We start from the raw sequence: 25067 nt of genomic DNA on the forward strand, positions 1-25067 counted from the left end.
GCTGCGACGGCCGCGGCGCTCAACGTACGGACTCCGCGGACGACTTGCGGCGCAGGACGCCGACGACCGTGTCCACCGCCAGGAAGACCAGCAGTGAAATGCCCAGCAGCGGCAGGAAGTAGCCCACCGCGGCGGTCAACAGCACCAGGGGGGCGAGGACTTTGAACGGCACGTCGCGCAGGCTTCCGCGCCGGGGCGGCCGTCCCATGGCCCGGCTGCCGTCCGTCGGCCGTCGCAGCCACCACATCCTGTACCCCCAGAGGATCAGGCAGATCGCAGCGATCATGAGGGCTGCCAGCACGATCTGGTTGACGATGCCGAACAGGAGCCCCATGTGGGCGTCGATGCCCCACCGGCTCAACTTGGCTGCCGGCGGCCAGTCGTCGAACCGCAGAACCTCCGTGACCTCGCCCGTCGCCCCGTCCACAGCCACCGCGTCCTGCTTCTCCGGCCACGAGGTCTTGATCTGTTTCACGGTCCAGGCCGCACCCGGCTCCGCGGGGGCGGTGACCTCGACCGGGTCGGACAGGCCCTTCTCCGAAGCCGCCTGACGTACGCGGTCGACTCCCACGCCTCCGCCGTTACCGCCGTGCTGACCGCTCCCCCCGTGCTGGCCGTGCCCGCCGCCCTGGCCGCCCTGGCCGCCCTGGCCGCCGTGGTGCGACGGCGAGGCGTCGACCTCCGGCGTCTCCCAGGACATCGCGGCCCGTAGCCGGGTGATGTTCTCTCCCGTGTACTGCGACCAGGTCAGGCCGGTGGCGGAGAGGAAGAACAGACCCGCGGCGGCCCAGACCCCCACCGATCCGTGCAACGACAGTGTCCGGCGGCGACCGGTGGCGCCACGTTCCGGGAGGACGGTGCGCCTGAGCTTTCTGCCGGAGCGCCGCCGCCCGATCCACAGCGCGAGACCGCCGGCGGTGACGACCCAGAGCCAGCTGGCGGCGAGTTCGCTGTAGATCCGGCCCGGATCTCCCAGGTGCAGCCCCCGGTGCAGCTCGTCGAGCCACGTCCGCAGCGGGAGGGCTCCGGAACTGCCGTACGCCTCCAGCGCGCCGCGCACCTCTGCGGTGTACGGGTCGACGAACACGGCGAGGCGGCGGCTCTCTCCCAGGCCGGGCACGTCGAGCAGGACCCGTGTCGTCGCGCCGGCTTCGGGCGACGGACGGACCGCGTTCAAGGTGCCTTCGGGATGCGCCGAACGGGCCGCGGCCACCTGCTTCTCCAGCGAGACCTTCTTCTCCCCTGCCGGTACGCGCAGTTCATGGGCGTACACGATCTTCTCGGCCTGGAACGAACCCGCGTAGAGCAGCCCGCTCACCGCCGCCAGCAACAGCAGCGGGGCCACGAAGACGCCCGCATAGAAGTGGAGACGCATCACCAGCGGCCGCAACGCCCGCCATCCGGTGCGGGCCAGGTCGGCCTGCGTGGCATGCACGGCCGACCCGGCCCGCGCGGCCGGAGGAGCGTTCCCGTCCGGCGAACCACCGCCGGGCAGCAGCTCATCGGAATCGGAATCGGAATCCGAACCGGCCTCGGGATCGGCGCCGTCCGTATCCGGCCCGACCGCCAGTCGCTCACTCATACTCCACCTCCACCTGCGGCGAACGGGACTCGAACGGGACTCGCTGTTTCGCCGTCCGACACCAAGTCGGGGGCGACAGGCGGCCAGTTCCCAGCCGGATTCGTGGCGTGGGTCACATGAACGGTGCGGGGACGGTCAGTTGGCTTCCGCTTCCTCCAGCCCTCCGAGCGCGACGGGCAGATCGCCGGTGTGCAGCACGCCGAGGTGCTGCGTGGCACGGGTCAGTGCGACGTACAGATCACTCACCCCGTACTCGGCCGGTTCCACGACCAGCACCGTGTCGAACTCCAGCCCCTTCGCCTGCCGGGCGTCCAGCAGCACCACGTCCCGGGTGAGGTCGGGGTCGGGCCCGTGTTCCGCGTCCGGCAGCTCCGCGACGAGCGAGGCGTGCAGCGTCTGCGGGGCAACGACCGCGACCCGTCCTCCGCCACGGGCCGCCGCCGCGGCCTCCCGCGCCACGGCGGCAGCGAGACCGCCCTCGGCGACTCGCAGGGCCCAGGGCCGCACCCCGGTCGACCGCACCGACTCGGGCGGAGTGAACGACGGGTCGTGTGCCCGCAGGAACCCGGCCGCCAACTCCATGATCTCGGCGGGAGTACGGTAGTTGACCGCCAGCCTGACCTGCTCCCAGCGGTCGCCGACGTACGGCTGCAGGATGCGTTCCCAGGAACCGAGCCCGGCCGTCTCCGCCGTCTGCGCCGGGTCCCCGACGAGTGTCATGGAGCGCGTCGGAATGCGCCGCATCAGCAACCGCCAGGCCATCGCCGAGAGTTCCTGCGCCTCGTCGACGACGATGTGGCCGAACGCCCAGGTCCGGTCGCCCGCCGCCCGCTCGGCCGCGCTGCGGCGGTCGGCCTCCTCGTGCCGTTCGGCCATCCGTTCGGCGTCGATGATGTCGTGCGCCGCGAGGACCTCGGACTCCTCGTCCTCGAACTCGTACGAATCGGAGCCGCGGAACAGCTCCAACACGCCCTCCGCGTAGGCGATCTGCTCCTGACGCTCGGCCTCGGCCGCGGCGCGGGCGGCACTGTCGTCCTCGCCGAGCAGTTCGGCGGCCTCGTCGAGGAGCGGTACGTCGGCCTGGGTCCACGCCCCGCCCTGCCGCCGGATCAACTCGGCCGACTCCTCGTCCAGATGGACCGGTTCGGCGAGGAAGTCCGCGACGAACTCCTGCGGGGTGAGCTGCGGCCACAGCTCGTCGATGGCGGCGTGGACCTCCGGACTCGTCGCGATCTCCTTGCCCATCTGTGCGATGTCATCGGGCCCGAGCAGATTGGGGCCGCCGAACGGGTCGGCGCCGATCCGCTCGGTGAGCTGCGCGGTCAGCTCGTCGATGACGTGGAACGCGAAGACGGGCCTGGCCAGGTTGTGGGGCAGCTCGCTCTCGCGGGCGCGCCAGCGCGCGTCCTCGGCCATGGCCCGGTCCAGTTGGAGGGTCCCGTAGTCGTCGTGGTCGATCTCCCGCGCCCACTCGGGCACGGTCTGCCGGTCGCGCAGCGCCTTCGCCAGCACGCCGGCCATCGCGGCCCGGCCCTTGACCTCGGCGGCGGCCGGACTGTCGGTGCCGGTGGCGCGCACACCCGGGAAGAGTTCGCCGATGGTCGCCGGCAGCACCCCGGTCTCGCCCAGGGACGGCAGCACTTCGCTGATGTAGCTGAGGAAGGCCGGATTGGGGCCGACGATCAGCACCGCCCGACGGGCCAGCAGTTCCCGGTGCTCGTAGAGCAGATACGCCGCCCGGTGCAGCGCGACGACGGTCTTGCCGGTGCCGGGGCCGCCCTCGACGACCATGACGCCCTGGTGGGGAGCCCGGATGATGTGGTCCTGCTCGGCCTGGATGGTCCGGACGATGTCGTGCATCCGGCCCGTTCGGGCCGCGTCGAGCGCGGCCAGCAGGACCGCGTCGCCGTCCGCTCCCTCGTGGCCGGTACGGGTCGGGTCGCTGAGGTCCATCAGTTCGTCGTGGAGCGCGGTGACGGTGCGTCCCTCGGTGGTGATGTGCCGTCTGCGCCGCAGGCCCATCGGGGAATGCCCCGTGGCCAGATAGAAAGGACGCGCCACCTCTGCCCGCCAGTCGATCACCAGGGGTGTACGGGACGGGTCGTCCTGCCGAATTCCGATGCGCCCGATGTGGTGGGTACGGGCGTCCCGGAAGTCGAGGCGTCCGAAACAGAGCCCGTTCTCCTCCGCGTTGATCGCACTGAGCAGCCCGGACTGCTCCGCCACCAGCACATCCCGCTCAAGCCTGGCCTGAAAACCGCTCCCGGCCTGCGCGAGCGTCTCGCGCACCGACTGCTCGGCCTGCTCCCTGAGCTGATCGAGCCGGGTGTAGAGGCCGGTGATGAATTGCTGTTCCTGCCGCATTTCTTCGGTTGACAATTCCACTCCCGACGCGATATGGTGCCTCTAGTGAGTTGCTCCTTATGCCTCCCTCTTTGAAGGACGCGAGCGTGAAGGCATAAGGATTGAATATACTCAGCATCAAGCCCTGGATGTCAATTCATCCGGGGCTCTTTCTATGAAAGTTACGACTTTGAAAGTTACGGCTTTGAGAGTCACGGCTTTGAGGAGTCAGCGCTGAGGAATCACCGTCCTGTGCGGGGACGGCGCGGCGATGTACGCCGAGTTGCGCTTGGCCGGCTTGGCTCAGGCGATCGTGGATGGATCAGAGCGGCCTTCCGCCATGCCCGACGACGTATCCCGGACTGGCCGGCATGGCGTGCCCGGTGCGCCGCTCTCCCTACCGCACAGCCGTGATTGCTGCGTTACGGAGAGGCAACTTCTGGCCACTCCGGGAGTATGCTGACGGCCTGTCGCTCCAGACCTCGGTGGCAGTCCGAAGAACGCCCGATGGCACAGGTGTTGCTGCCTCGCTTCGACGACGGCGGCCCGGGAAGCCGGACCGGGCCGTGCGTCCGTCCCCGCCCTGGACAGCACGCGCTGACTGCCGTCGTGCGCCAGGTCCCGGAAGTCCTGATTCCCTTCCCTTCTGCCATGTCGTGCCGTGCGGCGTAGTTCTGCGGCCCACGGACTGAAGTGCATCGGGACGGAAAGAGACAGCCCGCGCGGAAGAAGACGCAGGGCCCGGGACGCATCGTCGACCTGTTCATGTCTGTCGCAACGCAGCCGCACGGTCAAGAGCGGCGGCAGCCGGGGCGCAGGTCGAAGGAGGATGTGAGCCCGATGAAGAACACCAGCAACGACGGCAACGACGGCAGCGGACTGGCGCGCCCTGAAGAGGTCTGCGTGACAGGCGACTTGGGAATCCGGCTGGTGCTCTCTGCAGAGTGCACGACACCCCTGCGCGCTCGCTTCACCTACCGGACCACCGACCCCTTCGCCGTTCAGCTCGACTTCCATCTGTGCACGCAGAGTTCGGTGCGCTGGGTCTTCGCCCGCGAGCTGCTGACGACGGGAATGATGCGTCCGGCCGGATGTGGGGACGTGCGAGTGTGGCCGACTCACGGACGTACGCAGATCAATCTGCGGCTGCGCTCTCCCGACGGCGACGCTCTGTTGGAGACCGCGGCAACCCCGCTGGCCGAATGGCTGGAACGCACCCATCAGTTCGTCCCATCCGGGCAGGAGGCTCGCCTCCTTGACACCGACACCCTGGTGAAGGACCTGCTGCAGGGGTTCTAGGAGGTCCTCGATCCAGCCGGAACCATGGTGGAACCGCGACTGCAGGACGGTCCCCCGGCGAAGGACCGGAAGCAGAAGCGGGCACCCCGCTGCGTTCCACCGCAGCGGGCGCAGGTCACCATCGGCTGAATGCCTCTCGTCGCCGGAGGCTCTGCCTGCGACTGACCACACGGATGATGAGGACTACCGAGGCAAGCATCACGAAGATGACGCCATGGGTGACGAGGCCGTTCATCCCTCACGCTCCGGAAGAGCGGGTGAGATCGGGAACGCCCCGTGACCGGGGCCGCTCACGGCGGCCAGGAGGCGGGCGGCTGTGGCCGCGGTCGTCTGGGGTGGTATCACCAGCAGGTGCCGGCAATCGGCACCCTGGGAGCGCAGCAGCAGGTGATGCCGTCCCTGCTCGGCCTTGAACGACCCTGCTTTGACCACGTAGCCGTCGACAGGCACCTTGCGGGGGATGACGGGCCAGTGCGTGGGGTTCACGGCGATATGCGTGATGCGTCCCCACAAGGGGTCCAACACGCCTATGAGAGCTGGAAGTTCACGTAGCAGATTGCGGGAGCGAGGCCACCACGCTCCGTCCAGGACGCCTGCGGGGGCGCCTTCGGGCTTCAGCGCGAGGCGCACCGACGGCACGGAGAAGGGCTCGTGGATCATCAGTGTGCGGTCTGCGGTCACGTTCAAAACGTGCGCCTGCCTCCGGGCATGACGCGGCCCGGCGTCTTTGATCACCAGGAACGGTGCCAGCGTGGCAGCCGGCACTCGAAGAACTCCCGGTATGTCAAATGTACTCCGCGATGTCTCATGCTGCAGATCGCCGGCCGAATCCTCCCGCGCAGCTGCTGGGCATCCCGCGGACCCGGCTGAGTGCCGGCTGTCGGCCTTGTCCTCGGGGGAACCTCCAGCGATTTCGGGAAACCCCCTCGATCGAAGCGATCCGGCGCGACCGTGAACTCGATTGCCGGCTCGTGCGGAGTAGGGGTGACTGGGCATTGTGTTCGCCCGGCGAGGCGAGACGAACGGAGCCTGATGTGACACCGCCCTCCCAAGTGGAGCGCCGGCCGGAGCCGTTGGACGATGCGGTCCTGGTGCAGGCGTCACGGGCCGACCCGCAGCGGTTCGCCGAGCTGTATGACCGGTACGCGCCGGACATCCACAGATACGCCGCGCGGCGTATAGGGGAATCCGCAGCGGACGACGTGGTGGCGGAGACCTTTCTGGTCGCGTTCCGCCGCCGGGAGCGTTTCGATCCCTCGCGGGGTGCCGCGCGGCCGTGGCTGTACGGGATCGCCGCCAACTTGATTGCCGGGTACCGCCGTTCGGAGGTCAAGCAGTACCGCGTACTGGCCAGGACCGCGGTCGATCCAGTGGCCCCGGATCCTCACGACCATGCGGAGGACCGGGTGGCGGCGGCCGCGGTGACCCGCCAGCTCGGCGCGGCGCTGAGCCGCCTGTCCCGTGGGGACCGGGATGTGCTGCTGCTGGTGGCGTGGGAGTCGCTGACCTACGACGAAGTTGCGCAGGTGCTCGGAATACCTGTCGGGACAGTGCGTTCCCGGCTGAACCGGGCTCGCAAGAAGGTCCGGAAAGCCCTCGGCGGGGTCGATCCCACCGCGGCATGCGAGGAGTTCACACGTGGATGAGATGACAGCGCTGCGGCGTATGCGGGCCGGTGTCTCCCGCCCGGACCCGGACCGGCTGACCACCGGCCGGAAGCGGCTGCAGGCCGCGATCGAAGAGGAAACGACCGCTTCCGGAGCCGCGTCCGGAGCCGCGTCCCGAGCCGACTCCGACCGGTCTTCCACAGGGGGAACCGTGATCGACATCGCCACGGATGGCAGCGGGCGCGACTCCCGCGGCCTCCTGCGCCGCCGGCCGCTGCTCGGCGTGGCTGTGACCGTTACGGCGGCGATCGCGGTGACCGGCACGGTCGTGGTCGCCGGCGACATCGGCGATGAAAGGGCGGGGCCCTACGTGACCGACGTTCCCAGCACGCACGAGGTGAGCGCGGTGAAGGTTCTCACCGATGCCGCGAGCCTCGCGCGGAAGCAAGAGGATCCGAAGACGGCCGTTCCGCGTGACGACCAGTTCGTCTACACGAAGGACGTCGTCAAGGAGACCGACCGCAAGACCGGCGAGACCAAGACCTATGCGGATGAGGCCTGGAGCTCGGTGGACGGCTCCCAGCGCTCGTACGAGATCAAACGAGGGAAGCGCATATGGCAGGAGAAGCTGGACAAGGGCGGAACCAAAGCGCCGATTCATGACTGGGACAAGTTGCGGAAGCTCCCCACGGACGACCCGGCCGAGCTGATCAAGACCATGTCGTCGAGGTCGATCGGCCCTCCCGCAACAACACCGAGGTCGCTGAAGGAATTCACCAAGAGGGACTGGCAGTTCATCTGCAACGGCCTGATGAGCCTGGTGACCGGGGAGCCCGTGCTGCCCGAGGGTCTGCGAGCCGCCGCCTTCGAGGCACTCGCGAAGGTCCCCGGGATCAAAGCCACAGAAGGCATGACGGATGCCAAGGGGCGTCCCGGGACCGGGATCTCCTACCCGCACGGCTTCATGAAGTCCTTCACGGCCATCTTCGCGGAAGACGATTATGCGTACCTCGGCTACCAGTCAGGCAGCACCGGCTCGGGCGGAAACCAGCGCCTCTCGTACCAGGAAAGGATCGCCGTCGTCGACCGGGTCAAGCAGCGGCCGTAACGACACGGCGGCCTGCTGACGCAGTACCGCTTTTCCGACCCGGCTGTCCGCGGCGGGTGTTGGTGCGAGGGGCGGTGCTGAGATACGTGGAGAAGCTCCTGGCAGACGGCTGGGCGTCGAGGCCGGCCGTCCGGCCAGGAGCTTCCGCGTGTCCGGTGAGGCGGCGCCGTCGACAGGCCAACCCCGGCCTGGTCCGGCCGAGTTGGTACGGACAGGGTTTCTGAGGCCCTTGTCACATTCGGAGTCGGGGACATTCACAAGCCCCTGCTGTGTGATCAGGAAAGAATTCCCAGGAGTGCGAGAAGTTCGTCTTCCCTGCCAGAGCTGCTGTTTTGACATACGTTCAACTCACATTGCATCCTCTCGGTTCGTCCTTGGGCCGAGTGCCCGCTCTGCCGAAGAGGTGTTCTGTGAATCGGGTCACTCGCCCTGCCCTTATCTCCATGGTCTGCATATCCGCGCTGCTCGCCACAGGCTGGGGCAGCACAGCTCTGCAAGCCGCCGTACCGGGGCAAGGGTCCGACGGGAGCAGTCCCCGGACGAACGGTGACCGAAGCGCCACCCCCGAACTCGCGGTCACCCAGGGCGGGTCGGGCTCCGCCAAGGTCAGCCGCCCCTCGACGGACGGACGGCCCACTGCCCGTACGGAGAGAGACGTCACGCTCTCCTCCTACGATGCCGAGGCCGGCCGGGCGGTCCTGAGCCACGGTGGATCCCGCGCCCCCGGAATCCGCAGGGGCGACGTGATCGCGAGCCCGCCCACCGGCGCGGCGCCCGCGGGCGCCCTGGTCAAAGTCACAGACGTGCGTTCCGGCAGCGCCAGGAAGACCGAAGTCACCACCGCTCCCGCGAACTTGGCGGAGGTGCTCGGCGGTGCGAAGGCCGGAGGGAAGATCCCGGTGACTCCCTCGGAGTGGAAGGTCACCCCGCGGGTCAAGGGGCTCGACGTGACCCGCGGCATCGCGGGGCAGGCGCCGAAGAACACCCGCGGCGCGGCCGGTGAGAACAGCGGCGGAGCCGAGGGCAGGAAGCTGCGCATCGATTTCGCCACCGAACTGCCCATGTTCGGGGGCAAGCCCGGGGCGGAACGCGAGACCGAGGTCGGCGGCTTCCTGGAGATGTCGCCCTCGGTGGCGTTCTCCTACGACGGCAAGGGCTCCGCCGACCCCGCGGACGCGACCGCTTCGGTGAACGTCTCCGGCCCCTGGAAGGCGGGCTGGCAGATCAAGGGCCCCGTCAAGCTCCCTCGCATCGCGCCGCGCATACCCGTCGCCACGCTCGCGGCCTATCCCGTCGTCATGGTCGGCACGGTTCCCGTGGTCGTCGCGCTGAAGCTCAGCCTCGTCCTGGAGGTGCGCGCCGACGGCAAGTTGCACGTGGACGTCGACCAGACCTCGGGCGGTTCGATGAAGGTCGGCACGCGGCACACGAAGGCAGCGGGCTGGAAGCCCGACAGGCACGCCGACGGCAAGACCCGTCCGGGCGGGACCGCCAAGGTGTCCGGCGAGGGCGAACTGCGGACCATGCTCGGCCCGGAGGCAAGCATCAGCCTCTACGACACCGTGGGCGTGGACGCGTTCTTCGGCCCGTACCTGCGGGCGAAAGCCCGGCAGCCCGAGCCGGCGTCCGGGACCGGCGGCAAGCGCGGCGGCACCTGGAACCTGCGCGGCGGGGTCACCCTGGAGACGTCCCTTTTCGCGGGGCTGCCGTTCACGATCATCGGAATCCGGCCGACGAACCGCGTCGTCTTCCCGGTCGTCACCCGTGAGTGGCCCATCGCCGACGGCCGCATTCCGCCCCGCGCCTGACCGGGTCGGCCGCCTGTCCGGGCAGCGGCGCGTCAGATGCCCGGGACGGCGAGGTGGTCGGCGCTGCCGCCGTGCCATTCGATGAGGAAGAGCGTCGCGTCGTCGCTGGTGATCCCGCCCCGCTCCCGCATCAGGGACTGGGACAGCACCCGTGCCATCTGGCTGACGCCGTAGGTGGAGGGTCCGGCGCGCTCGATGGCGTTGATCATGCGTGTCTCGCCGAACTGTTCCCCGCCGATCCGGTGTTCCTCGGTCAGGCCGTCGGTGTAGAACATCACGCGGTCGTCCTTGGCCAGTTGAATGGTGGAGACCTGCGGTTCGGCGCCGCCGAAGCCGACCGGCAACGTGGGCGGACTGTCCAGCTGCTGGATGACTCGGTGACCCCGGATGAGCAGCGCCGCCGGGTGGCCGGCGTTGACCCATTGCAGCACACCGGTTTCGACGTTCAGGCGCAGCATCTGGGCCGTCACGAACTGGTCCGGCCCGAACTGCGCGTCGATTGCTCTGTCCATGAAGGCATAGAGCTCGGCGAGCCCGATGTCCGCACGCCTGGCGTGACGGTAGGCGCCGATTGCGACGGTCGCCAGCACGGCCGCGTTCAACTCATGGCCCATGGCGTCGATGATGGCCAGATGCAGGATGTTGTCGTTGAGGGCGTAGTCCAGGCTGTCGCCGGCGATCTCGTGGGCGGGTTCCAAGGCGCCCGCCAGGGACACCTGAGGGGTGCTCATCGACAGCGGAGGCAGCAGTGACCACTGAATCTCCGCGGCCACGGTCAACGGCTTGCCGCGCCGCCGGACCTTGAAGAACTGGTCGGTGCAGTTGTTCTTGGTGATGAGCATGTCTGCGACGAGCCCGGCGAGTCTTCCCAGCAGCCGCCGGTCGTTCTCCTCGACGGTGTCCAACGTGAGGACCATGACGCCCACTTCGTCACTGCCGTCCAGCAGCGGCAGATACATCCGCACGCCGTCCGCCTGCGGCTCCTCGATCACACGTTTGCCCAGGAACGCGTCGCCCGCGCGTGAACCGTCGATGGGCAGAGTGTCGCCGACGACGAGCCGACGGCCCGGCAACGGCGCCAGCATCAACTGCTCGTAGTCCCGCAGGTAGATGGACACGTCCCGGCCACCGACCCTGGCGACCTCTTCGGCCACCAGCGGACCGATGAGGTGCGGCGGCATCTCGTGGGCCCGGTCCAGCAGCTCCCCCAGCAGCCGCTCTCCGAACCCTTCCGACAGGTCGACCGCAACCCGGCGACCCGGCTTTGGACGCTGCTCCACCTGTTCCCTCCCTCTGGCGAACAACTGTCCCGGCACAACGATCGGGGAGGGGTCAAAGCAACGACACCTGACGGGTACCTCACCTGAACGGCGCGAGCGGGGTCCGCGGCACCGTTGGTGCCACTCCGTCCCCTCTGATCACCTGAGTAGGCACTATATGTGGTGAAAGCTGCAAAGCGGGATGATTGTCACTGGGGTTGGTGAACGGGAGGCGTGGTGTTGCCGGTTCGTACGGGCCGCCTGCCGGTCAGGGCGTGACCGGCAGCGCGCTTCCCTCGTGGTTGACCTGTCGGGGGGGCGGGTGGCCGGAGTTCACCTGCCTCCGGCCACCCGCCGTTGCGCTGCCGGACTTGATCACGCGAGGACGCCGAATACCCCCCTGTTGGCTTCGGTGCCTCTCGGATCGTGCCGGTCAGCTCGTCAAACGCGGGGAGCGGCCGAGAACTTGTAGGTTCGCGTGCCCTTGCCGTCGTTGTTCCAGTTGAGCCGGAGCGCTGCGTCGCCGCGGCCGTACTTGCTGACCCGGCAGCCGACTCCTTCGGCGGTGTAGCTTCCGGTCTCTCTTCCGAACTTGCCCCGGAGGGACCGCGAGGTCTTGTAGCAGCGCACTGGGTCCGACCCGGACTTGCTCTTCTTCACATAGGTCCGGAGGCGGGCGCCGTCGAACGGGCTGCCCGAGTAACTGCTGGGCGTCGACCAGCTGACGCGCGACTTGCCGTAGACCGTGCCGCCGGACCGCTTGGAGCAGACCTTGATCTTGAACGAGACGTTGTCGGCCCACGGTCCGGAGTAGCCGGGATTGTCGAGGCTGCGGCTGGAGGAGTTGCAGTGCCAGCTGCCCGCCTTCGCGTCCGCCGGCGCGGAATACCCGGCGGCCGAGGCCGAGGGAACAGCTGCGCCGCCGAGCAGCACGGCGGCGCCGGCCGCGTACACCGCTGCCCGCCGCATCGGATTCGTTGTCATGTGTTGAGTGGTGCCCTTCTGGGTCTCCCGCCCGGCCTGTCCGGGCGGACATCTGTGGTGGGGGTCATGAATCCTCCTGGGAGTGGGAGTCATCAGCGGTCGTCATGAGGTCAGCCAGGTGTGCGGGCTCGGGCAGGCCTGGTCGCTCGCCGGCGCGATGCGCGCTGGTGCGTTCATCACCCCTCCTCGCTGCCGTCACTGGTGGTTCAGACGGAATGTAGAAGGCGGTTGGCTGAAACCCGTGGTGCATGGGCGCCGATCAGGTGGTGCATTCGCACCGCATGAGAGACCAGCCGGTCCGTTTTCGGTGAACCGGCTGGTCAGAGGGGAGATTTGAGGGTCAGCGCGGATCTGGGTTCTCGGTGATGGGGTCGGGCAGAAGCCCGACGTCCAGGTCACCGCGGATCGCCAGCGCCCACAGCACCTCGTGCACTCCGCTACCGCCCGGGTCGGTCAGCGGAAGGGCCAGGTCGTGCGCGATCTTCTCCAACCTCCGCCGCACGGTGTTCCGGCCGAGCCCCGACGCGCGGGCTGTCGCGATCGTCTCCGCGTTGTTCCGCAGCCAGGTCGCCAGCAGGCCGATCGAGTCCCGGTCGGTCCGCGGAGAGAGCACTGTCTCGGCCCACCTGCGGGGGCCGTCATGGGCCAGCAGGCTCGCCAGCGGCGGTACGGGAGTGGTGGAGGCATCACTGACGGGCGCGTCGCCGACGGGCGGTACGGACGGTGCGGTCAGCGCGAATTGGGCCACGGCCCGGTGCGTCTCCTGACGGTGGTCGAGGCCCATGGCACCGATGACGGCCTCCATGTAGGTGCGCACCGTGGTGTGTCCCAGGTTCAGCAGCCGGGCGGCGATCGTGGTGCCCTCCGCCACGGCAACGACGGTGGCGTGGACCATGTCCTGCTGACCGTCCGGGATACGGCGTGCCAGGGGGGCTCGCACCGCGGCGGCCCACGCTGCGTAGAGGTGCTGCGGCAGCTCGCCACTCAGGGTGGTGCCGCCGGCGGCCACCACGATGCGGTCCTCGGCGCCCCGGGCCGCGGCCAGAGCTCCCCGTGCCGTGGTGTAGAGGAATGCGAGGCTCCAGTAAGGCATCGTGTTGGAGACACCCACGACTGCCCCCGTGCTCTCGGTCAGTGGGGAGAGCATGGCCCGGACTGCGGCAGGCTCCCGGGCGATCTGTTTCGGCAGCACGATCAGCACGTGCCGCTTCACTGCCGGGCATCCCGACACCAGAGCACGCCCCCCGGTCGCTTCCTCGGCGGCCACCATGGCCTGCTCACGGTCCTCCGCCGTCGCACACTCCACAACGGCCATGCGCGCGTCCTGGCCCGTGAGCCGACCGGAGGGCAGCCCTGCAGCCGCGCGGCGGGCATGGGCGACGTCTCCGGTCAGCAGCTGCTGAACGATCGCAACCCGGACGGCCAATTCGGTCTTCCTGATCTCTCGCCGCAACGCGACGCCCTGGGAGCAGACGATGTGCCGGGCGGTCTGCTGCGCCAGATCGACCAGGTGCGGAGTCCATCCCCACGGGCTGGCGGCCACCAGCACATCGAAGGGCGGCGTCGCGCTGGTGCGATTGAGCAGTACATGAGGCTTCCCCGGTACGTGAGCGGTGGGCCGCTTCCCGTCACGCACCTGCCTGTACGCCGCCTCGGCGTCATCGTTGCCTGTGATGATGCCGGGAGGCCGCTCGCTCGGCGGTACCCGTAGCGCCGTGGCCTCCTCGCGGGCCAGTTCACCTGCCAGCCACCGGGTCAGACGGGCGGGGGCATTGTCCGGGTCGCGGTGCTCCAGCTCCGTAGCCAACCGCGTCACGTACGCGATCTGCTCCCTCTGCGCCTCCTGCACGACAACCTGGAAGTCCACCAGGTCACTGCGGATACGCTCCGCTGTCGCCCTCCCCGGCCGCACAGGAACAAGAACGGGGACGCCGCGGCGGGCGGCCTCGCGCTCGATGCCGTCCGGGAATGTCACACCGTCACGTGCCGTGAGGGCTATGGCCGTGACTCCCTGTTCCACCAGGCGGGCAATGGCCTGCGGGACGGCGGCGACGTCGAGGTCCGCGCCATCGGCAGGTATGACAGCCAGCACCGCCGTGCCCGGCTCCACCTCACTCAGCCGCCAGTCGGCATCTGTGATCATCACGCGCTCGACAACTGCGGACTCTCGCCGCAAGGTATGGATCCCCGGGTGGTAGCACAGGATGTCCACCGGGGAGCGCAGAAGCTCGACCAGACTCAGCATCCGTATCACCTGCCACAGGGGGAGGGGACATCATCCCCCACCCGCGCTACTTGAACCAGTATCAGAAAGCTGCAGGTCAGGTGAGGTGTGCCCGGCCTCACCGGTCATCGACTGGGCCCACGGGCCGGCTCGTACGGTGCGGTCGGGGAGCCCTCAGCCCTCAGCCCTCAGACCTCAGCCTCAAGCGGCTGTACCGGCTCTCGGCGCACCGCGCGGCTCCCGGCGGCACCGCGCCGGAACCACGCTGACGGGCCACCGGCCCGGTGCGGGATGTCCTGTGGGCCCGCTCCCAGCGCATCGGTGCAGAGCCGGGTGAACCAGCGCAGGCCGGGGATCGCGAGCAGCCAGCCCAACAAGGCCCACCCCAGGTGCAGATGGCCGAGCATCCGGGCGAACGCCGCGATGCCGTCGGCCCGTACGGTGCCGTCGTCCGTCTCGTACGTCATCCGACGCAGCCGCCGCGGATGGTCCTCGGCGGCGATCAGTTCCAGCCCGGTCGGCCGGCGCCGTACGACCCAGCGGCCGAACTGCCTGCAAGGGCCGCAGGTCTCGGCGACGTAGAGGCGTGCGGTCGCGGTGCCGGGCCAGGGGCGGAGCCGGGGCAGCCATGCGCGGACCCCGGCGCGGTAGGCGGTCCACCGCTCCCCGTGGGCGGCCCGCAGCTCCTCGCCCTCGTGCCAGTCGGCGAGCCCGGCGCCGAAGGCGAACGCAACGGCTGCGACGGCGGCCGCCCGCCAGTCGAGCGCGATCAGTGCGACGAGGGCGTAGCCGAGCACCAGCGAGAGCTGCATGGGGTTGCGCACATACGCGTACGGGCCGCTGGTCACCAGCCGGACCGGCGGGTCGTACGGGACGGGTGTACCACCCCCGCGCTGGACGAACTCCCGCACGGCCATGAGGCTGAGCAGCATCGGCACGGCGAGCATCTGGGCAGTGAGTGTCAACCCCGCCGTTCCACCCGGCAGTACGGGCCCCAGCAGCGCCACGGGCAGGGCGAACAACAGCACGCCGCTGAGCAGCACCTGCATGCCCGCACGTACGGCGAGGCGCTGTCGGCGCAGGGTCCAGCGGGCGAGGAGCAGGCCGGGAACCAGGGCCGCCGTCACCGCGAGGGCCTCGCCCGCGAGCCAGCCTCCGCCGAGCCGTACCACCGGCGCGGTGAACGGCATCGCGGCCAGGTCGAACCAGGCGAGCCCGGCCACGACGAGCGGGAGCGGAAGGCGGTCGGAGCCCGCGAGCACGGGCAGCGCGCCCCACAGGAGCGCCCAGCCCAGCAGTAGGTCGACGGGCAGTGCGGCCACGGTGCCGCCCTCGGCGTGGAAGGACCACCAATTCCACCGGACGGCAAGGAGGTTGACGGCGGGCAGCCAGACGGTGTTCCAGGCGGTGGCCAGCACCGCCGCGCCGACGGCCCGGCGTCCGGGCGGCCTGATGCCCGCGGCCGCGACGGTCCCGACAAGGGGGACGAAGAGGCAGGCGGCGCGGACGAGCGCCGCTCCGGTTCCGCTCATGAACGGACCGCCTCCTCCGCGGACGGTCCGAACGCTTCCGCCAGGCACCGGACGGGGCGGGCCGCCCGGGTCATCGCCGGGGTCATCGCCGCGCTCCCGCGGCGAAGGTGTCCGACAGGTACGCGGCGGCCTGCTCCATGCCGTACTTCTGAAGCGGTCCGAAGTACCAGCCCGGGTCGTAGGTGCGGCGGTAGTGCAGCGTCCAGCTCGCCTTCGTGCCTCCCGTGGCGGTTCGCACCCACTTCACCTCCGCCGAGCCGAGCGCGAGCCAGCGGGCGAGGGTGGTGTCGTCCTCGATCCGGAACACGACCCGGCCGGCCGACCGTTCCGCGACCACCAGGCGCATCGAGCGCGGCGTCGGCCGGGCACCGACGCCCAGCCCCTTGCGGGGGTTGAACTTGATGACGCGTACGTCGCCGACGTCGAGCCCCGACCCCTCGGCTCTCTGCGGGCGAGGGAACGGCACGGCGCGCAGGAGGGCGGGCTCCGGTGCGGCGAACCGGGGCGTGCCGGCGAGCGCTGCCTCGTACGCCGCTGGGCTCGCCGCCACCGTACGGGTCATGGTGGCGGCGCCGTCACGCGGCAGTTCGTAGATCCCCGTGCCTTCGACCATCAGCAGCGCCAGGAGCGGCAGGCTCACGAAAGCGTGGGTACGGCCGTCTCCCCTGCGCCGCCGGACGCGGTCCACGCCGTAGCCGATGATCACGGCGAAGAGGTAGAAGAGCGGCGCGGCCATGACGAGGCAGACGACGCCCTCGTTCAACAGGGGACCGGCGAGCGCGAGTCCGATGGTGACGGACGCGAGGGCCGTGCCGGTGGCGCTCTTGGGGCGGACCCACAGCGAGACGGATAGCGCGATGAACGCGGGCAGGCCCACGTAGAAGAGTGCGGTCTGCTCCAAGTGCCCGGCGTGCAGCACCTTGTAGAGCAGCATCGCCGCGAAGAGGGCCAGCAGTACCGCAGCCAGTCGCAGGCGGGCCGCCGGTATCCGGGGCCGCTCCGGGCCCTGCCCCTCACTGTCCTGCTGCATCGCTTCCACCGGCCTTCCTGTTTGAGCAGTCGATTGCATCGATCGGTTTAACCACTTGATTAAACCGTATGATGAAGGAACGGAGAAAGGAACGTCAATGACGGAGGACACGAAGGGCCGGCTGATCGATGCGGCGACCGTGGTTCTGAAGGCCCACGGGTACGGCGGCACCAGCGCCCGGACCATCACCAAGGAGGCGGGGGTCAACTCGGCGCTGGTCTTCTACCACTTCGGCGGGGTCGACCCGCTGCTGCTCGCGGCCCTGGACCGGTCCTCGGCCGAGCGGATGGCACAGCACCGGGCCACCGTTGCGAATGTGAGCACGCTGGAGGAGCTTGCCGAGGCCGCCACCCACATCTACCGCGACGACTTCGAGGGCGGTCACATCACGCTGTTCACGGAGCTGGTGGCCGCCGCCCTCGCCAAGGAGGAGCTGCGCCCGCAGGTGGCGCGGCGGGCGGAACCCTGGCTCGAGTTCATCGAAGAGACCTTGGAGCGGGTGATCGGCGGTACGCCGCTTGCCCGCCTCACTCCGCCCCGCGACCTCGCCAACGCGGCGATCACCTTCTACCTCGGGGTGAACCTCTTCACAGTGCTGGACGCGGACCGGTCGCGTACGAACTCGGTCTTCGCGATGGCGCAGCGCCTGGCCCCGCGCGCCAGGCTGCTGACGATGCGTCTGCCGAGCCGGCGGCGGACGGCACCCAAGTCCGGGTAGCGGACGCCCGGCTGCGCCGAGCACGGGAACCCGGTCCGTGCCGGTGCCGGCGCGGCACAGGCCCAGAAGTTCAGGACATCGGAACGGGGTGTCTCAAGACATCGGAATGACCTCGGGGGTCACACCGCCGAAGTACGTCGCCACAGCTCGACAAGCGAAGGGTCTCCCGTCACGTCCAGGTCCTCGAAGCGTCCTCGGTTCCACAGGGCGCGGTACACCGTGGGGGATGGGCCGCTGATGGTGCAGTCGGCGGAAACACTGCCGGTATCGGTCAGTTGCTCCACCCGCAGCGGCTCCTGTGAGAGGTGGAGCAGCCATGCGCTTGGCTGCCTGGTGTCCGAGCCGGCGTCGGTCGTCTGCACGAGCAGGGAACGTGGTTGTTCCGTACGCACCTGGCTTCGGGCACGGACGTGGAATCCCGCCAGGAGTTCATCGATCCCGTCCGTGGCGAACTGAGCGGTGAACTCCCCTGAGTTGCCCCCTAGCGCACTCTCCGCGTCCACTCGGTGTATCGCGGTTTCGTGGGCCTGGCGCCTGGCCCAGAAGGCCAGGGGCGTCGGTGCGGGAAGGAACGTCCAGCACTCCAGATCCGCAGGGGCCGTGGTGAGCCTGTTCAGCAGTTGCCGGTGTCCGTCGCGGAACCAGGCCGCGAGGGCGTCGACGTCGTCGGGAGCGCATATCTCGATGGGCCGGCCCTGCGTCCTGCCGTCGAGGTAACCGCCGGCCCAACGATGCACGCTGCCGGTGTGGGCGACGAGATCACGTACCCGCCACTCGGGGCAGGTAGGCACCAGGGTGTCCCACCCTGCGCGCACAGAGCTGTCAACCAGCACCTGGCCGTCCTGACGCAGCGCGTCGATGAAGCCAGCGATCTCCACGAGACTTCGCACCTTCCTCAGACACTCAAAGTGACCTTCCGCTGCACAGGACAGTAGGCGCTCGCGCGTACTCCTGCACAAGGGGTGGACTGGGCGGCTGCTCCCGTGCGACTGGCGGCGCGCTCAGCGGACGGCCATCAGGCGCGACCTGTTCGCGGCCGGCCATGCACTGCCGGGCGAGCCAGTCAACTGGCCTCCATATGCGCCCGGGTGGCCGGCAGCCTCCGGCCCGCACACCACTGCCCAGGACACAGCCCTTGAACGGCAGCGCTGTCTCGGTCAGGTGCCGGCCGGCGCCCAGAGGATCTGCGTCGCCAAGGGCGATGCTTCGCGGAGGGTTCAGTGCAGTCGTTGAGTTGGGCCCACTGATGCGTGAAACGCGCACCGGGGGTGGCTCAACCGGGCCTGAGGAGAACTGGGGTTACGTATGCCAACTGACACCGAGCTTGCTCAGTAGGTGATCTCAGCTCAGTGCCTTCGGACTACTTAACGGTTCGCGAGGGCTGAGAGATGCACTGTCACTGTGCGTCCCACGGTGAGCACAACAGGGTGTGCGTAAAATACGCGCGCTTCTATTGCGTGATTCGCGCAGCAGTGCCATGGTGCGTGACTACCACACAGTCCCGTTGGCGGATCACGGACGAAGGAGACGCGATGGGAATTGCCGGCGTCAGCCGCCTCACGGCGCTGTGGGGTCTCGTGGGCCCGGGTGGTCCACCTACGACAAGCCACCACGAGCCCCTTCGAATCAGCGCGGAGGCGAAGATGAACAGTCGGTCGAGCAGCTCTGAGAACACTGGTCGCGCTGCCCGCGGCGCTTTCGACGCGAGCGATGCCGAGCGCGCCGAGAGCTTCCTCCCGGCTCCCACAGTGCAGTGCCACGCCGCGAACCTTGTCCTGCTGCCGGACGGGTCGCTCGGTTGCTCGTGGTTCGGCGGCACGCAGGAGGGTCTCTCCGACATCGCCGTCTGGTTCTCCGTCCTCTCAGCGGACGGCGCCTGGGCCACGCCTGTGAAGGTCAGTGACGACGCGACACGCTCGGAACAGAATCCGGTGCCCTTCGTTGCCGGGCCACACGAACTACGTGTCTACTTCACCGCCCAGAACGCGGGAGACCAGGACACAGCGGAGGTCCGGCTGGCATCCTCCGGCGACGGTGGACGGTCGTGGGAACCCGGGCGGACCGCGGTGCCTGCCAAGGCCGGGACCGGCGTCTACATCCGCCAGCCACCGCTGGTCCTCGACGACGGCCGGCTGCTGCTGCCCGCCTTCTACTGCCCCCGGCCCGAGAACGGTCGTTGGGTCGGTGATGCCGACTACAGCGGGGTGCTGGTTTCGCCGGACGACGGGTCGACGTGGACGGCCTGCCAAGTCCCCGGGAGTACGGGCTGCGTGCACATGAACGTCCTGCGTCTGCACGACGGTTCGTTCCTCGCTCTCTTCCGGCGACGGCAGGCCGACTTCATCCACCGCAGCCACTCGACCGACGGCGTCACGTGGAGCGCACCGGTGCCCACGGACCTCCCCAACAACAACTCGTCGGTCCAAGCGGTCGTGCTCCACGACGGCCGCGTCGTCGTGGCCTACAACCACAGCAGCGCGGCAGACGCAGTCGAACGCCGCTCCTCTCTCTACGACGATATCGACGGCTCGAGTACGGAGACGCCTGCACCCCCCGGGCCGGCCTTCTGGGGGGCGCCACGGGCGCCACTCACGCTGGCCGTGTCCTCCGACGGCGGCCTCACGTGGCCGGTGAGCAGGAACGTCGAGGAGGGCGATGGCTACTGCCTCACCAACAACTCCCGAGAGGGACTCAACCGCGAACTGTCCTACCCCTCGCTCGTGCAGACCGCCGACGGTCTGCTGCACCTCGCCTACACGCATTTCCGTCAAGCCATCAAGCACGTGCGGCTGCACCCCTCGTGGCTCGACGGCTGAGCGTCCTGACCCGCCGCGACCCGTTCGTGGCCCTGCAACCCACGTACCTTGTCCACGCCCTGGAGTCACCATGACTGTGCACCGCGAAGCCTCAACAGAAAGCGCGCATCGCGAAGCCTCAACAGAGAACAAGCAACGCAATCCCCTGCCGCCGACCACCTTCATGGGCTTCCTCAAGGGCATGGGCCCCGGCATCGTGGTCGTGCTCTCCTGGCTCGGAACAGGCGACTTCATCAGCTCCGCGGTGTCCGGATCGACGTACGGCTATGCCCTCATATGGACACTGGTCCTGGCCGTGGGATCCCGCTACTTCATCGTCTCGACGATGTCGAAGTACCAGCTGTGCAATGCCGTTGGAGATCAGACGATCCTCGACGGGTACCGCCGGCTGTGGAAGGGCTTTCCCCTCTACATCGGGGTCACCACCAGCATCCTCGGTTTCGTCTATGTCTCGTTCCTGCTCGTCGCAGCCGGCACCGCTCTGAACCACCTCGCTGACGGCTTGATTCATCTCGGTGACTGGGGGACGCCCGCGTGGGCGATCGTCACTGCCGCAGCGGCGACTTGTCTGGCCTTCCTCAAGCGCACCCACTACCGGGGACTCGAGATCCTCGCGCAGCTGACCATGGCGGCACTCGTCGTGTGCTTCCTCGTCGCGCTCATCGGCACCGGCATCGATCTGTCAGCCTTCGTCAAGGGCTTGGCATTCGACCTCCCGCCGGGAGAGAGCGGGTACATCACGGCCGTCACCACTGCGGTTGCCCTCATCGGCGCTGTCGGCGGATCGGCGGCGAACCTGCTCTACCCGTATCTCATGCACGAGAAGGGCTGGCGAGGCCCGGAGTTCCGCCGACTCCAGCGGTACGACCTCATCACCGGCACCACAGTGATGTTCGGCCTGGTGCTCGCGGTGTGGGTGGTGGCGGCCGAGACCTTGCACGGGACAGGCGCCAGCGTGGATTCCGAGCAGGGCCTCGTGCTCATGATGGAGCGCGCAGTCGGGCCGGTGGGACCGACTCTGATGTGGCTGGCCATCTTCTTCGTCGTCTTCGACAACATCGTGACGCAGCCGCGCGTATTCGTGCAGATGCTGGCAGAGTCGATCTACAAGTCCCGGCCGGACCGGCTCCGTCGGCTCCAAGCGAAGTCTCCGGCCACGGCCACGGGCCAACTGCACCACACTGACAAGCTGTTCAAGTCGGTGCTGCTGTTCATCATGCTCACGCCCGTGATCTTCTCGTTCCCGTTCGCGCCTGACCTGATCGTCCTCACGCTGCTCGGCAACGGACTGAGCGTGCTTACCGTGCCGGCCCTCATGGTCGGATTGGTGGCCATCACGATGCGCAAGGACCTGATGCTTCCCGGCCACGCCAACAGGTGGTGGGAGAACCTGGTGCTCGCAGGCATCGGCGCGATCGGGATCTGGGCGACGTACGAACTGGTGCTTGCCGTGATTGGGACGGTGTCGCACGGCTGATCGTTGCAACTCGGGGGAGTTGTTCAGTCCGCGACGTCGTCCGGCACGGGGGCATCGGGGCTCTGCGCGGGTAGCGGCGAGGCCTCCAGCGGTTCCGCGAGTACCACCTCGACGCCTTTGGCGCGGAGGGCCTTCACGCTCGCGGAGTCCGCTGAGGTGTCTGTGACCAGGGTCCAGCCGGCCGGGAGGGTCGCCCAGGCGTGGAACGGGCGGCGGCCGAGCTTGGCCGCGTGGGCCAGGACGTAGACGTGTTCGGCTTTGCGGGCCATCAGCTCCTTGAGCCGGGTCTGCCGCAGGTCGGCCTCACAGATGCCGTGCTCGTGCGAGACCCCGTCCGTGCCGAGGAAGACGCGGTCGAAGGTCATGCGTTCGAGGGCGGCCTCGGTCAGCGGACCGACGAACCCCTGGCTCAGTGGCCGCAGCGTGCCGCCGAGGCATTCCACGTGCACCGTCTCGACATCGGACAACTCCTGAAGCGCCGTCAGCCCTGTGGTCGCCACGGTCACCTTCCGGGCCGTCCGCAATTCGTGGGCGAGGGCGCCCACGGTGGAGCCGGCGTCGAGCAACAACGACTCGCCTGCCTGCACTTGCGCCGCCGCCCAGCGCGCGATGTCCCGCTTGGCCTCATACGCCTCACCGGTGCGCTGCCGCAGGGATGCCTCCGGGTGGGCGGTCAGGGCCATGGCTCCGCCGTAGGTGCGTGCCAGCTGCCCGTTCGTGGTGAGCTTCGCCAGGTCCCGGCGGATGGTGGAGGCGGTCACGTCGAACAGCCGGGAGAGCTCCTCGACGCTCGCGAGTCCTGTGGTGTTGGCGAGCTGGACGATCCGGTCGCGTCGGGCCTGGGATCCGATGGCAGCCATTGGTTTCTGTCCTCTGGGGCAATGTGCCGGTGGTCAACGGGCGGGCGAGGATGACATCTCGGCCGCCTGCCGCAGAGCCTCGACCATGCTACCGGCCTCGGCAACACCCGTACCTGCGATGTCGAATGCGGTGCCGTGGTCGACGGACGTGCGGATGACGGGGAGGCCGACGGTCAGGTTCACGCCTGCCTCGATGCCGAGGACCTTGACGGGACCGTGGCCCTGGTCGTGATACATGGCCACGATCAAGTCGTAGTCACCGCGGGAGGCGAGGAAGAAGGCGGTGTCTGCGGGGAGCGGTCCGCGGGCGTCGATGCCGTCGGCACGGAGGGCCTCCAGGGCCGGAATGATCTTCTCTTCCTCCTCGCCGTATCCGAACAGGCCGTTCTCGCCGGCGTGCGGGTTGATGCCGCACACGCCGATGACGGGTCGTGCGGTCCCGGCCCGCTCCATCGCCTCGTGACCGCGGCGCACCGTGCGTTCCACGAGTCCGGGCTCGATGCGCCTGACGGCGTCGAGGAGACCGATGTGCGTGGTGACGTGAATGACCTTCACCTTCGGTGTGGAGAGCATCATCGACACCTCGTCGACGCCCGTGAGGTGGGCGAGGAGCTCTGTGTGGCCGGGGAAGTCGTGACCGGCGGCGTGCAGGGCCGCCTTGTTGAGCGGTGCGGTGCAGATGCCCTGTACCTCTCCACCCACGGCGAGTTCGGCGGCGCCCCGTACGTACTGGTAGGCCGCGTCGCCCGCCACCGGGGACAGCCTTCCCCACGGCAGCTCGGCGGGAAGCAGCCCGAGGTCGATGACATTGACGCGGCCCGGGCCGAACTGGGCGTCGTCGGGGCTGTCGACGGGGACCACCGTGCAGTCGATACCGCGGATCGCGGCCGCCTGCCGGAGGCGTTCGGCGTCGCCGAGGACGACGGGGCGGCAGCCGCGCAGAGTCTCCGGGTGTAGCAGTGCCGGGACGATGACCTCGGGGCCGATGCCGGCGCCGTCGCCCATGGTCACAGCGATGACCGGGAGCGGACGTCCGGGGGTCGGGGACCGCTTGGCCGGGACGGCGGCGGGTGCTGCGTTCACAGGGTTTCTCCTTGCGCTACGGGCGGTGGTTCTGCCGCGAGGGTGGGGGATGGTGCCGTCGTCCGGGGGCGGTGGAGCGGTCGCAGCGCGCGGGCGATCCGCAGGAGGGAATCAGCGTCACCGAAGCTTCCGGGGCGAGTGACGATCGTCCGGCCGTCCGGTGAGTGTGCGCATACGGCGCCGTGGTGGATCTGGCCGACGGGTGTGAGCTGTGTGATGCCGAGTGCGTCGAGGACGCTCCGGGCGGTCTCGCCTCCGGTGAGGACGAGATCGGTCCGCATCGGTACGCCGGCCACGGTACGGGCCAGTGCGGTCACGAGGCGTCGGCCCGAACAGGGGCTCATGCCCTGGGAGTTGTCGATGCTCACCACCGTGATTCCGGACGGCGCCACATCGAGCCGGGGGAGCGCGGCAGCGTTTCCGAGCATGTCCGGTGGAAGGGCTATGTGGCCTACTCCGTTCGATGTCAGTTGCGCGATCTGCGCAACGGCGCCGGGTTCCGCGGTACCCACCACGATCAGGAGCGGGCGGTCCGCCGAGGGGGCGGGTGAAAGGGGGCTCTCGTCTTCCTCCGGGTGGTCCGGCCGGTCTGCCGCGAGGCTGTGTCCGAGGGCGAGTGCCAGCCCGCCCGTGCCCAACAGCCGGATTCCCGGACCGAGTTGGAGGGCCGCTTCGGCAATGGCGTCCAGATCGGACTGCGTCTCCGCGTCGCAGAGCGGGTGCCGTCCGTCTCCGACGGCGGCGCGCAACCGCTCGGTGAGCACGTTCGTACCTGCCCGCACGTCAGCGAGCGGCACCGTCGCCGTGCGCAGCGCGCCGAGCGCACCCTGGATCGAACGGGGCACGGGACCGGACTCGGCCCGCCACGCGCTTGCAGCGTGCAGCGGCGTGCCGTGCAGATGCATGACGCCGTCGAGAACGGTCCGGCCGGCGACCGGCAGCGCGGGCGCGATCACAAGGGCCTCGGCACCCACCGCGTAGGCAGCCGTCTCGGCGGCGAGGTTCCCGCGAAGCAGCGAGTCGGCCTTCTTGAACAGCACCGCGTCGTCCGGCGTCCCGGCTGCCAGCGAGGTGCGTACGGCGCGGGCCGCCTCGTCCGCCGGAGACCGCCGGGTGTCGAGGTCGATCACGATGGCTTCACCACCGGCCGGGGGCGCCACCGTTGCCGGGCCCAGCACGAGCCGGCTGCGGAGGCCGAGTGCCGCGGCGGTCTCGGCGGCGCCGGACAGGTCGTCCGCGAGGGCGAGCGCAGGACGGGGTGCCCGCCGGCTGCGGGTCACAGGGGACACATCGAACCTCCTGGACTGGTCGGGGTGAGCTGCCCTGAGAACCGATGA

19 protein-coding genes are annotated in these 25067 nt (G+C 69.1%); 7 read left to right on the forward strand and 12 right to left on the reverse strand.

What is annotated here, in order from left to right; translation table 11 throughout:
- Positions 1-19: 19 nt before the first annotated feature.
- Both ACSMXX_RS19200 and ACSMXX_RS19205 read right to left on the reverse strand, forming a co-directional pair.
- Positions 20-1582 (reverse strand): PepSY-associated TM helix domain-containing protein, encoded by a 1563-nt coding sequence (locus tag ACSMXX_RS19200; protein WP_473179930.1) that lies wholly within the window; start codon positions 1580-1582, stop codon positions 20-22.
- A gap of 135 nt (positions 1583-1717) precedes the next feature.
- On the reverse strand, positions 1718-3946 hold the full coding sequence (locus ACSMXX_RS19205; RefSeq protein WP_473184858.1) for a HelD family protein: 2229 nt from the start codon (positions 3944-3946) through the stop codon (positions 1718-1720).
- 819 nt (positions 3947-4765) lie between these two features.
- On the opposite strand from ACSMXX_RS19205, the gene ACSMXX_RS19210 reads away from it, so the two are divergent.
- Entirely contained in the window at positions 4766-5224 is a 459-nt protein-coding gene (locus tag ACSMXX_RS19210; protein ID WP_473179931.1) for an SsgA family sporulation/cell division regulator, read from the forward strand.
- A gap of 231 nt (positions 5225-5455) precedes the next feature.
- On the opposite strand, the gene ACSMXX_RS19215 is transcribed toward ACSMXX_RS19210, so the two are convergent.
- On the reverse strand, positions 5456-5905 hold the full coding sequence (locus tag ACSMXX_RS19215; protein WP_473179932.1) for a DUF5994 family protein: 450 nt from the start codon (positions 5903-5905) through the stop codon (positions 5456-5458).
- 353 nt (positions 5906-6258) lie between these two features.
- On the opposite strand from ACSMXX_RS19215, the gene ACSMXX_RS19220 reads away from it, so the two are divergent.
- From ACSMXX_RS19220 to ACSMXX_RS19230, 3 genes are all read left to right on the forward strand, one after another.
- On the forward strand, positions 6259-6870 hold the full coding sequence (locus ACSMXX_RS19220) for an RNA polymerase sigma factor (protein ID WP_473179933.1): 612 nt from the start codon (positions 6259-6261) through the stop codon (positions 6868-6870).
- 1 nt (position 6871) lies between these two features.
- Positions 6872-7939, forward strand: a complete 1068-nt coding sequence (locus tag ACSMXX_RS19225) for a CU044_5270 family protein (RefSeq protein WP_473184859.1) — start codon at positions 6872-6874, stop codon at positions 7937-7939.
- Between the two features lie 443 nt (positions 7940-8382).
- Entirely contained in the window at positions 8383-9747 is a 1365-nt protein-coding gene (locus ACSMXX_RS19230; protein ID WP_473179934.1) for a hypothetical protein, read from the forward strand.
- A 32-nt stretch (positions 9748-9779) separates the two neighbouring features.
- Here ACSMXX_RS19230 and ACSMXX_RS19235 read toward each other — a convergent pair whose 3' ends face one another.
- The 5 genes from ACSMXX_RS19235 to ACSMXX_RS19255 all read right to left on the reverse strand — a co-directional run bounded on the left by ACSMXX_RS19235 (position 9780) and on the right by ACSMXX_RS19255 (position 16785).
- Positions 9780-11027, reverse strand: coding sequence for a PP2C family protein-serine/threonine phosphatase (locus ACSMXX_RS19235; RefSeq protein ID WP_473179935.1), 1248 nt, complete (start codon positions 11025-11027; stop codon positions 9780-9782).
- Between the two features lie 420 nt (positions 11028-11447).
- Complete coding sequence (locus tag ACSMXX_RS19240; RefSeq protein ID WP_473179936.1) at positions 11448-11990, reverse strand: hypothetical protein; 543 nt, start codon at positions 11988-11990, stop codon at positions 11448-11450.
- A gap of 340 nt (positions 11991-12330) precedes the next feature.
- A complete protein-coding gene (locus ACSMXX_RS19245; RefSeq protein ID WP_473179937.1) occupies positions 12331-14235 on the reverse strand; it encodes a helix-turn-helix domain-containing protein in 1905 nt (634 codons plus the stop codon).
- A gap of 167 nt (positions 14236-14402) precedes the next feature.
- Positions 14403-15746: a methyltransferase family protein gene (locus ACSMXX_RS19250; protein ID WP_473179938.1), complete on the reverse strand. Its 1344-nt coding sequence runs from the start codon at positions 15744-15746 to the stop codon at positions 14403-14405.
- A gap of 82 nt (positions 15747-15828) precedes the next feature.
- A complete protein-coding gene (locus ACSMXX_RS19255; protein ID WP_473179939.1) occupies positions 15829-16785 on the reverse strand; it encodes a hypothetical protein in 957 nt (318 codons plus the stop codon).
- 88 nt (positions 16786-16873) lie between these two features.
- Here ACSMXX_RS19255 and ACSMXX_RS19260 point away from each other — a divergent pair, with 88 nt between their 5' ends.
- Positions 16874-17494, forward strand: coding sequence for a TetR/AcrR family transcriptional regulator (locus tag ACSMXX_RS19260; RefSeq protein ID WP_473179940.1), 621 nt, complete (start codon positions 16874-16876; stop codon positions 17492-17494).
- Positions 17495-17613: 119 nt separating this feature from the next.
- On the opposite strand, the gene ACSMXX_RS19265 is transcribed toward ACSMXX_RS19260, so the two are convergent.
- Positions 17614-18372 (reverse strand): maleylpyruvate isomerase family mycothiol-dependent enzyme, encoded by a 759-nt coding sequence (locus ACSMXX_RS19265; RefSeq protein ID WP_473179941.1) that lies wholly within the window; start codon positions 18370-18372, stop codon positions 17614-17616.
- 765 nt (positions 18373-19137) lie between these two features.
- Here ACSMXX_RS19265 and ACSMXX_RS19270 point away from each other — a divergent pair.
- Complete coding sequence (locus ACSMXX_RS19270) at positions 19138-20310, forward strand: sialidase family protein (RefSeq protein ID WP_473179942.1); 1173 nt, start codon at positions 19138-19140, stop codon at positions 20308-20310.
- Positions 20311-20380: 70 nt separating this feature from the next.
- Positions 20381-21787: an Nramp family divalent metal transporter gene (locus ACSMXX_RS19275; protein ID WP_473179943.1), complete on the forward strand. Its 1407-nt coding sequence runs from the start codon at positions 20381-20383 to the stop codon at positions 21785-21787.
- 23 nt (positions 21788-21810) lie between these two features.
- Here ACSMXX_RS19275 and ACSMXX_RS19280 read toward each other — a convergent pair whose 3' ends face one another.
- Genes ACSMXX_RS19280 through ACSMXX_RS19290 form a run of 3 tightly spaced genes read right to left on the reverse strand, consistent with a single transcriptional unit; the run spans position 21811 to position 25019 of the window.
- Positions 21811-22647, reverse strand: coding sequence for a DeoR/GlpR family DNA-binding transcription regulator (locus ACSMXX_RS19280; RefSeq protein ID WP_473179944.1), 837 nt, complete (start codon positions 22645-22647; stop codon positions 21811-21813).
- Between the two features lie 33 nt (positions 22648-22680).
- Positions 22681-23730, reverse strand: coding sequence for a 4-hydroxythreonine-4-phosphate dehydrogenase PdxA (pdxA, locus tag ACSMXX_RS19285; RefSeq protein WP_473179945.1), 1050 nt, complete (start codon positions 23728-23730; stop codon positions 22681-22683).
- Positions 23727-25019 (reverse strand): four-carbon acid sugar kinase family protein, encoded by a 1293-nt coding sequence (locus tag ACSMXX_RS19290; protein WP_473179946.1) that lies wholly within the window; start codon positions 25017-25019, stop codon positions 23727-23729. Before ACSMXX_RS19290 ends, pdxA begins: the two co-directional genes overlap by 4 nt.
- Positions 25020-25067: the final 48 nt, after the last annotated feature.

It is taken from the genome of Streptomyces sp. DSM 116795, assembly GCF_055792905.1.

What these genes read in the sequence shown, in the direction of transcription:
- ACSMXX_RS19200 (WP_473179930.1), bottom strand. Translation starts at nt 1,582, where the DNA reads ATGAGTGAGCGACTGGCGGTCGGGCCGGATACGGACGGCGCCGATCCC.
- ACSMXX_RS19250 (WP_473179938.1), bottom strand. Translation starts at nt 15,746, where the DNA reads ATGAGCGGAACCGGAGCGGCGCTCGTCCGCGCCGCCTGCCTCTTCGTC.
- ACSMXX_RS19225 (WP_473184859.1), top strand. Translation starts at nt 6,872, where the DNA reads ATGACAGCGCTGCGGCGTATGCGGGCCGGTGTCTCCCGCCCGGACCCG.
- ACSMXX_RS19260 (WP_473179940.1), top strand. Translation starts at nt 16,874, where the DNA reads ATGACGGAGGACACGAAGGGCCGGCTGATCGATGCGGCGACCGTGGTT.
- ACSMXX_RS19280 (WP_473179944.1), bottom strand. Translation starts at nt 22,647, where the DNA reads ATGGCTGCCATCGGATCCCAGGCCCGACGCGACCGGATCGTCCAGCTC.
- ACSMXX_RS19205 (WP_473184858.1), bottom strand. Translation starts at nt 3,946, where the DNA reads ATGCGGCAGGAACAGCAATTCATCACCGGCCTCTACACCCGGCTCGAT.
- ACSMXX_RS19230 (WP_473179934.1), top strand. Translation starts at nt 8,383, where the DNA reads ATGGTCTGCATATCCGCGCTGCTCGCCACAGGCTGGGGCAGCACAGCT.
- ACSMXX_RS19240 (WP_473179936.1), bottom strand. Translation starts at nt 11,990, where the DNA reads ATGACAACGAATCCGATGCGGCGGGCAGCGGTGTACGCGGCCGGCGCC.
- ACSMXX_RS19275 (WP_473179943.1), top strand. Translation starts at nt 20,381, where the DNA reads ATGACTGTGCACCGCGAAGCCTCAACAGAAAGCGCGCATCGCGAAGCC.
- ACSMXX_RS19210 (WP_473179931.1), top strand. Translation starts at nt 4,766, where the DNA reads ATGAAGAACACCAGCAACGACGGCAACGACGGCAGCGGACTGGCGCGC.
- ACSMXX_RS19245 (WP_473179937.1), bottom strand. Translation starts at nt 14,235, where the DNA reads ATGCTGAGTCTGGTCGAGCTTCTGCGCTCCCCGGTGGACATCCTGTGC.
- ACSMXX_RS19270 (WP_473179942.1), top strand. Translation starts at nt 19,138, where the DNA reads ATGAACAGTCGGTCGAGCAGCTCTGAGAACACTGGTCGCGCTGCCCGC.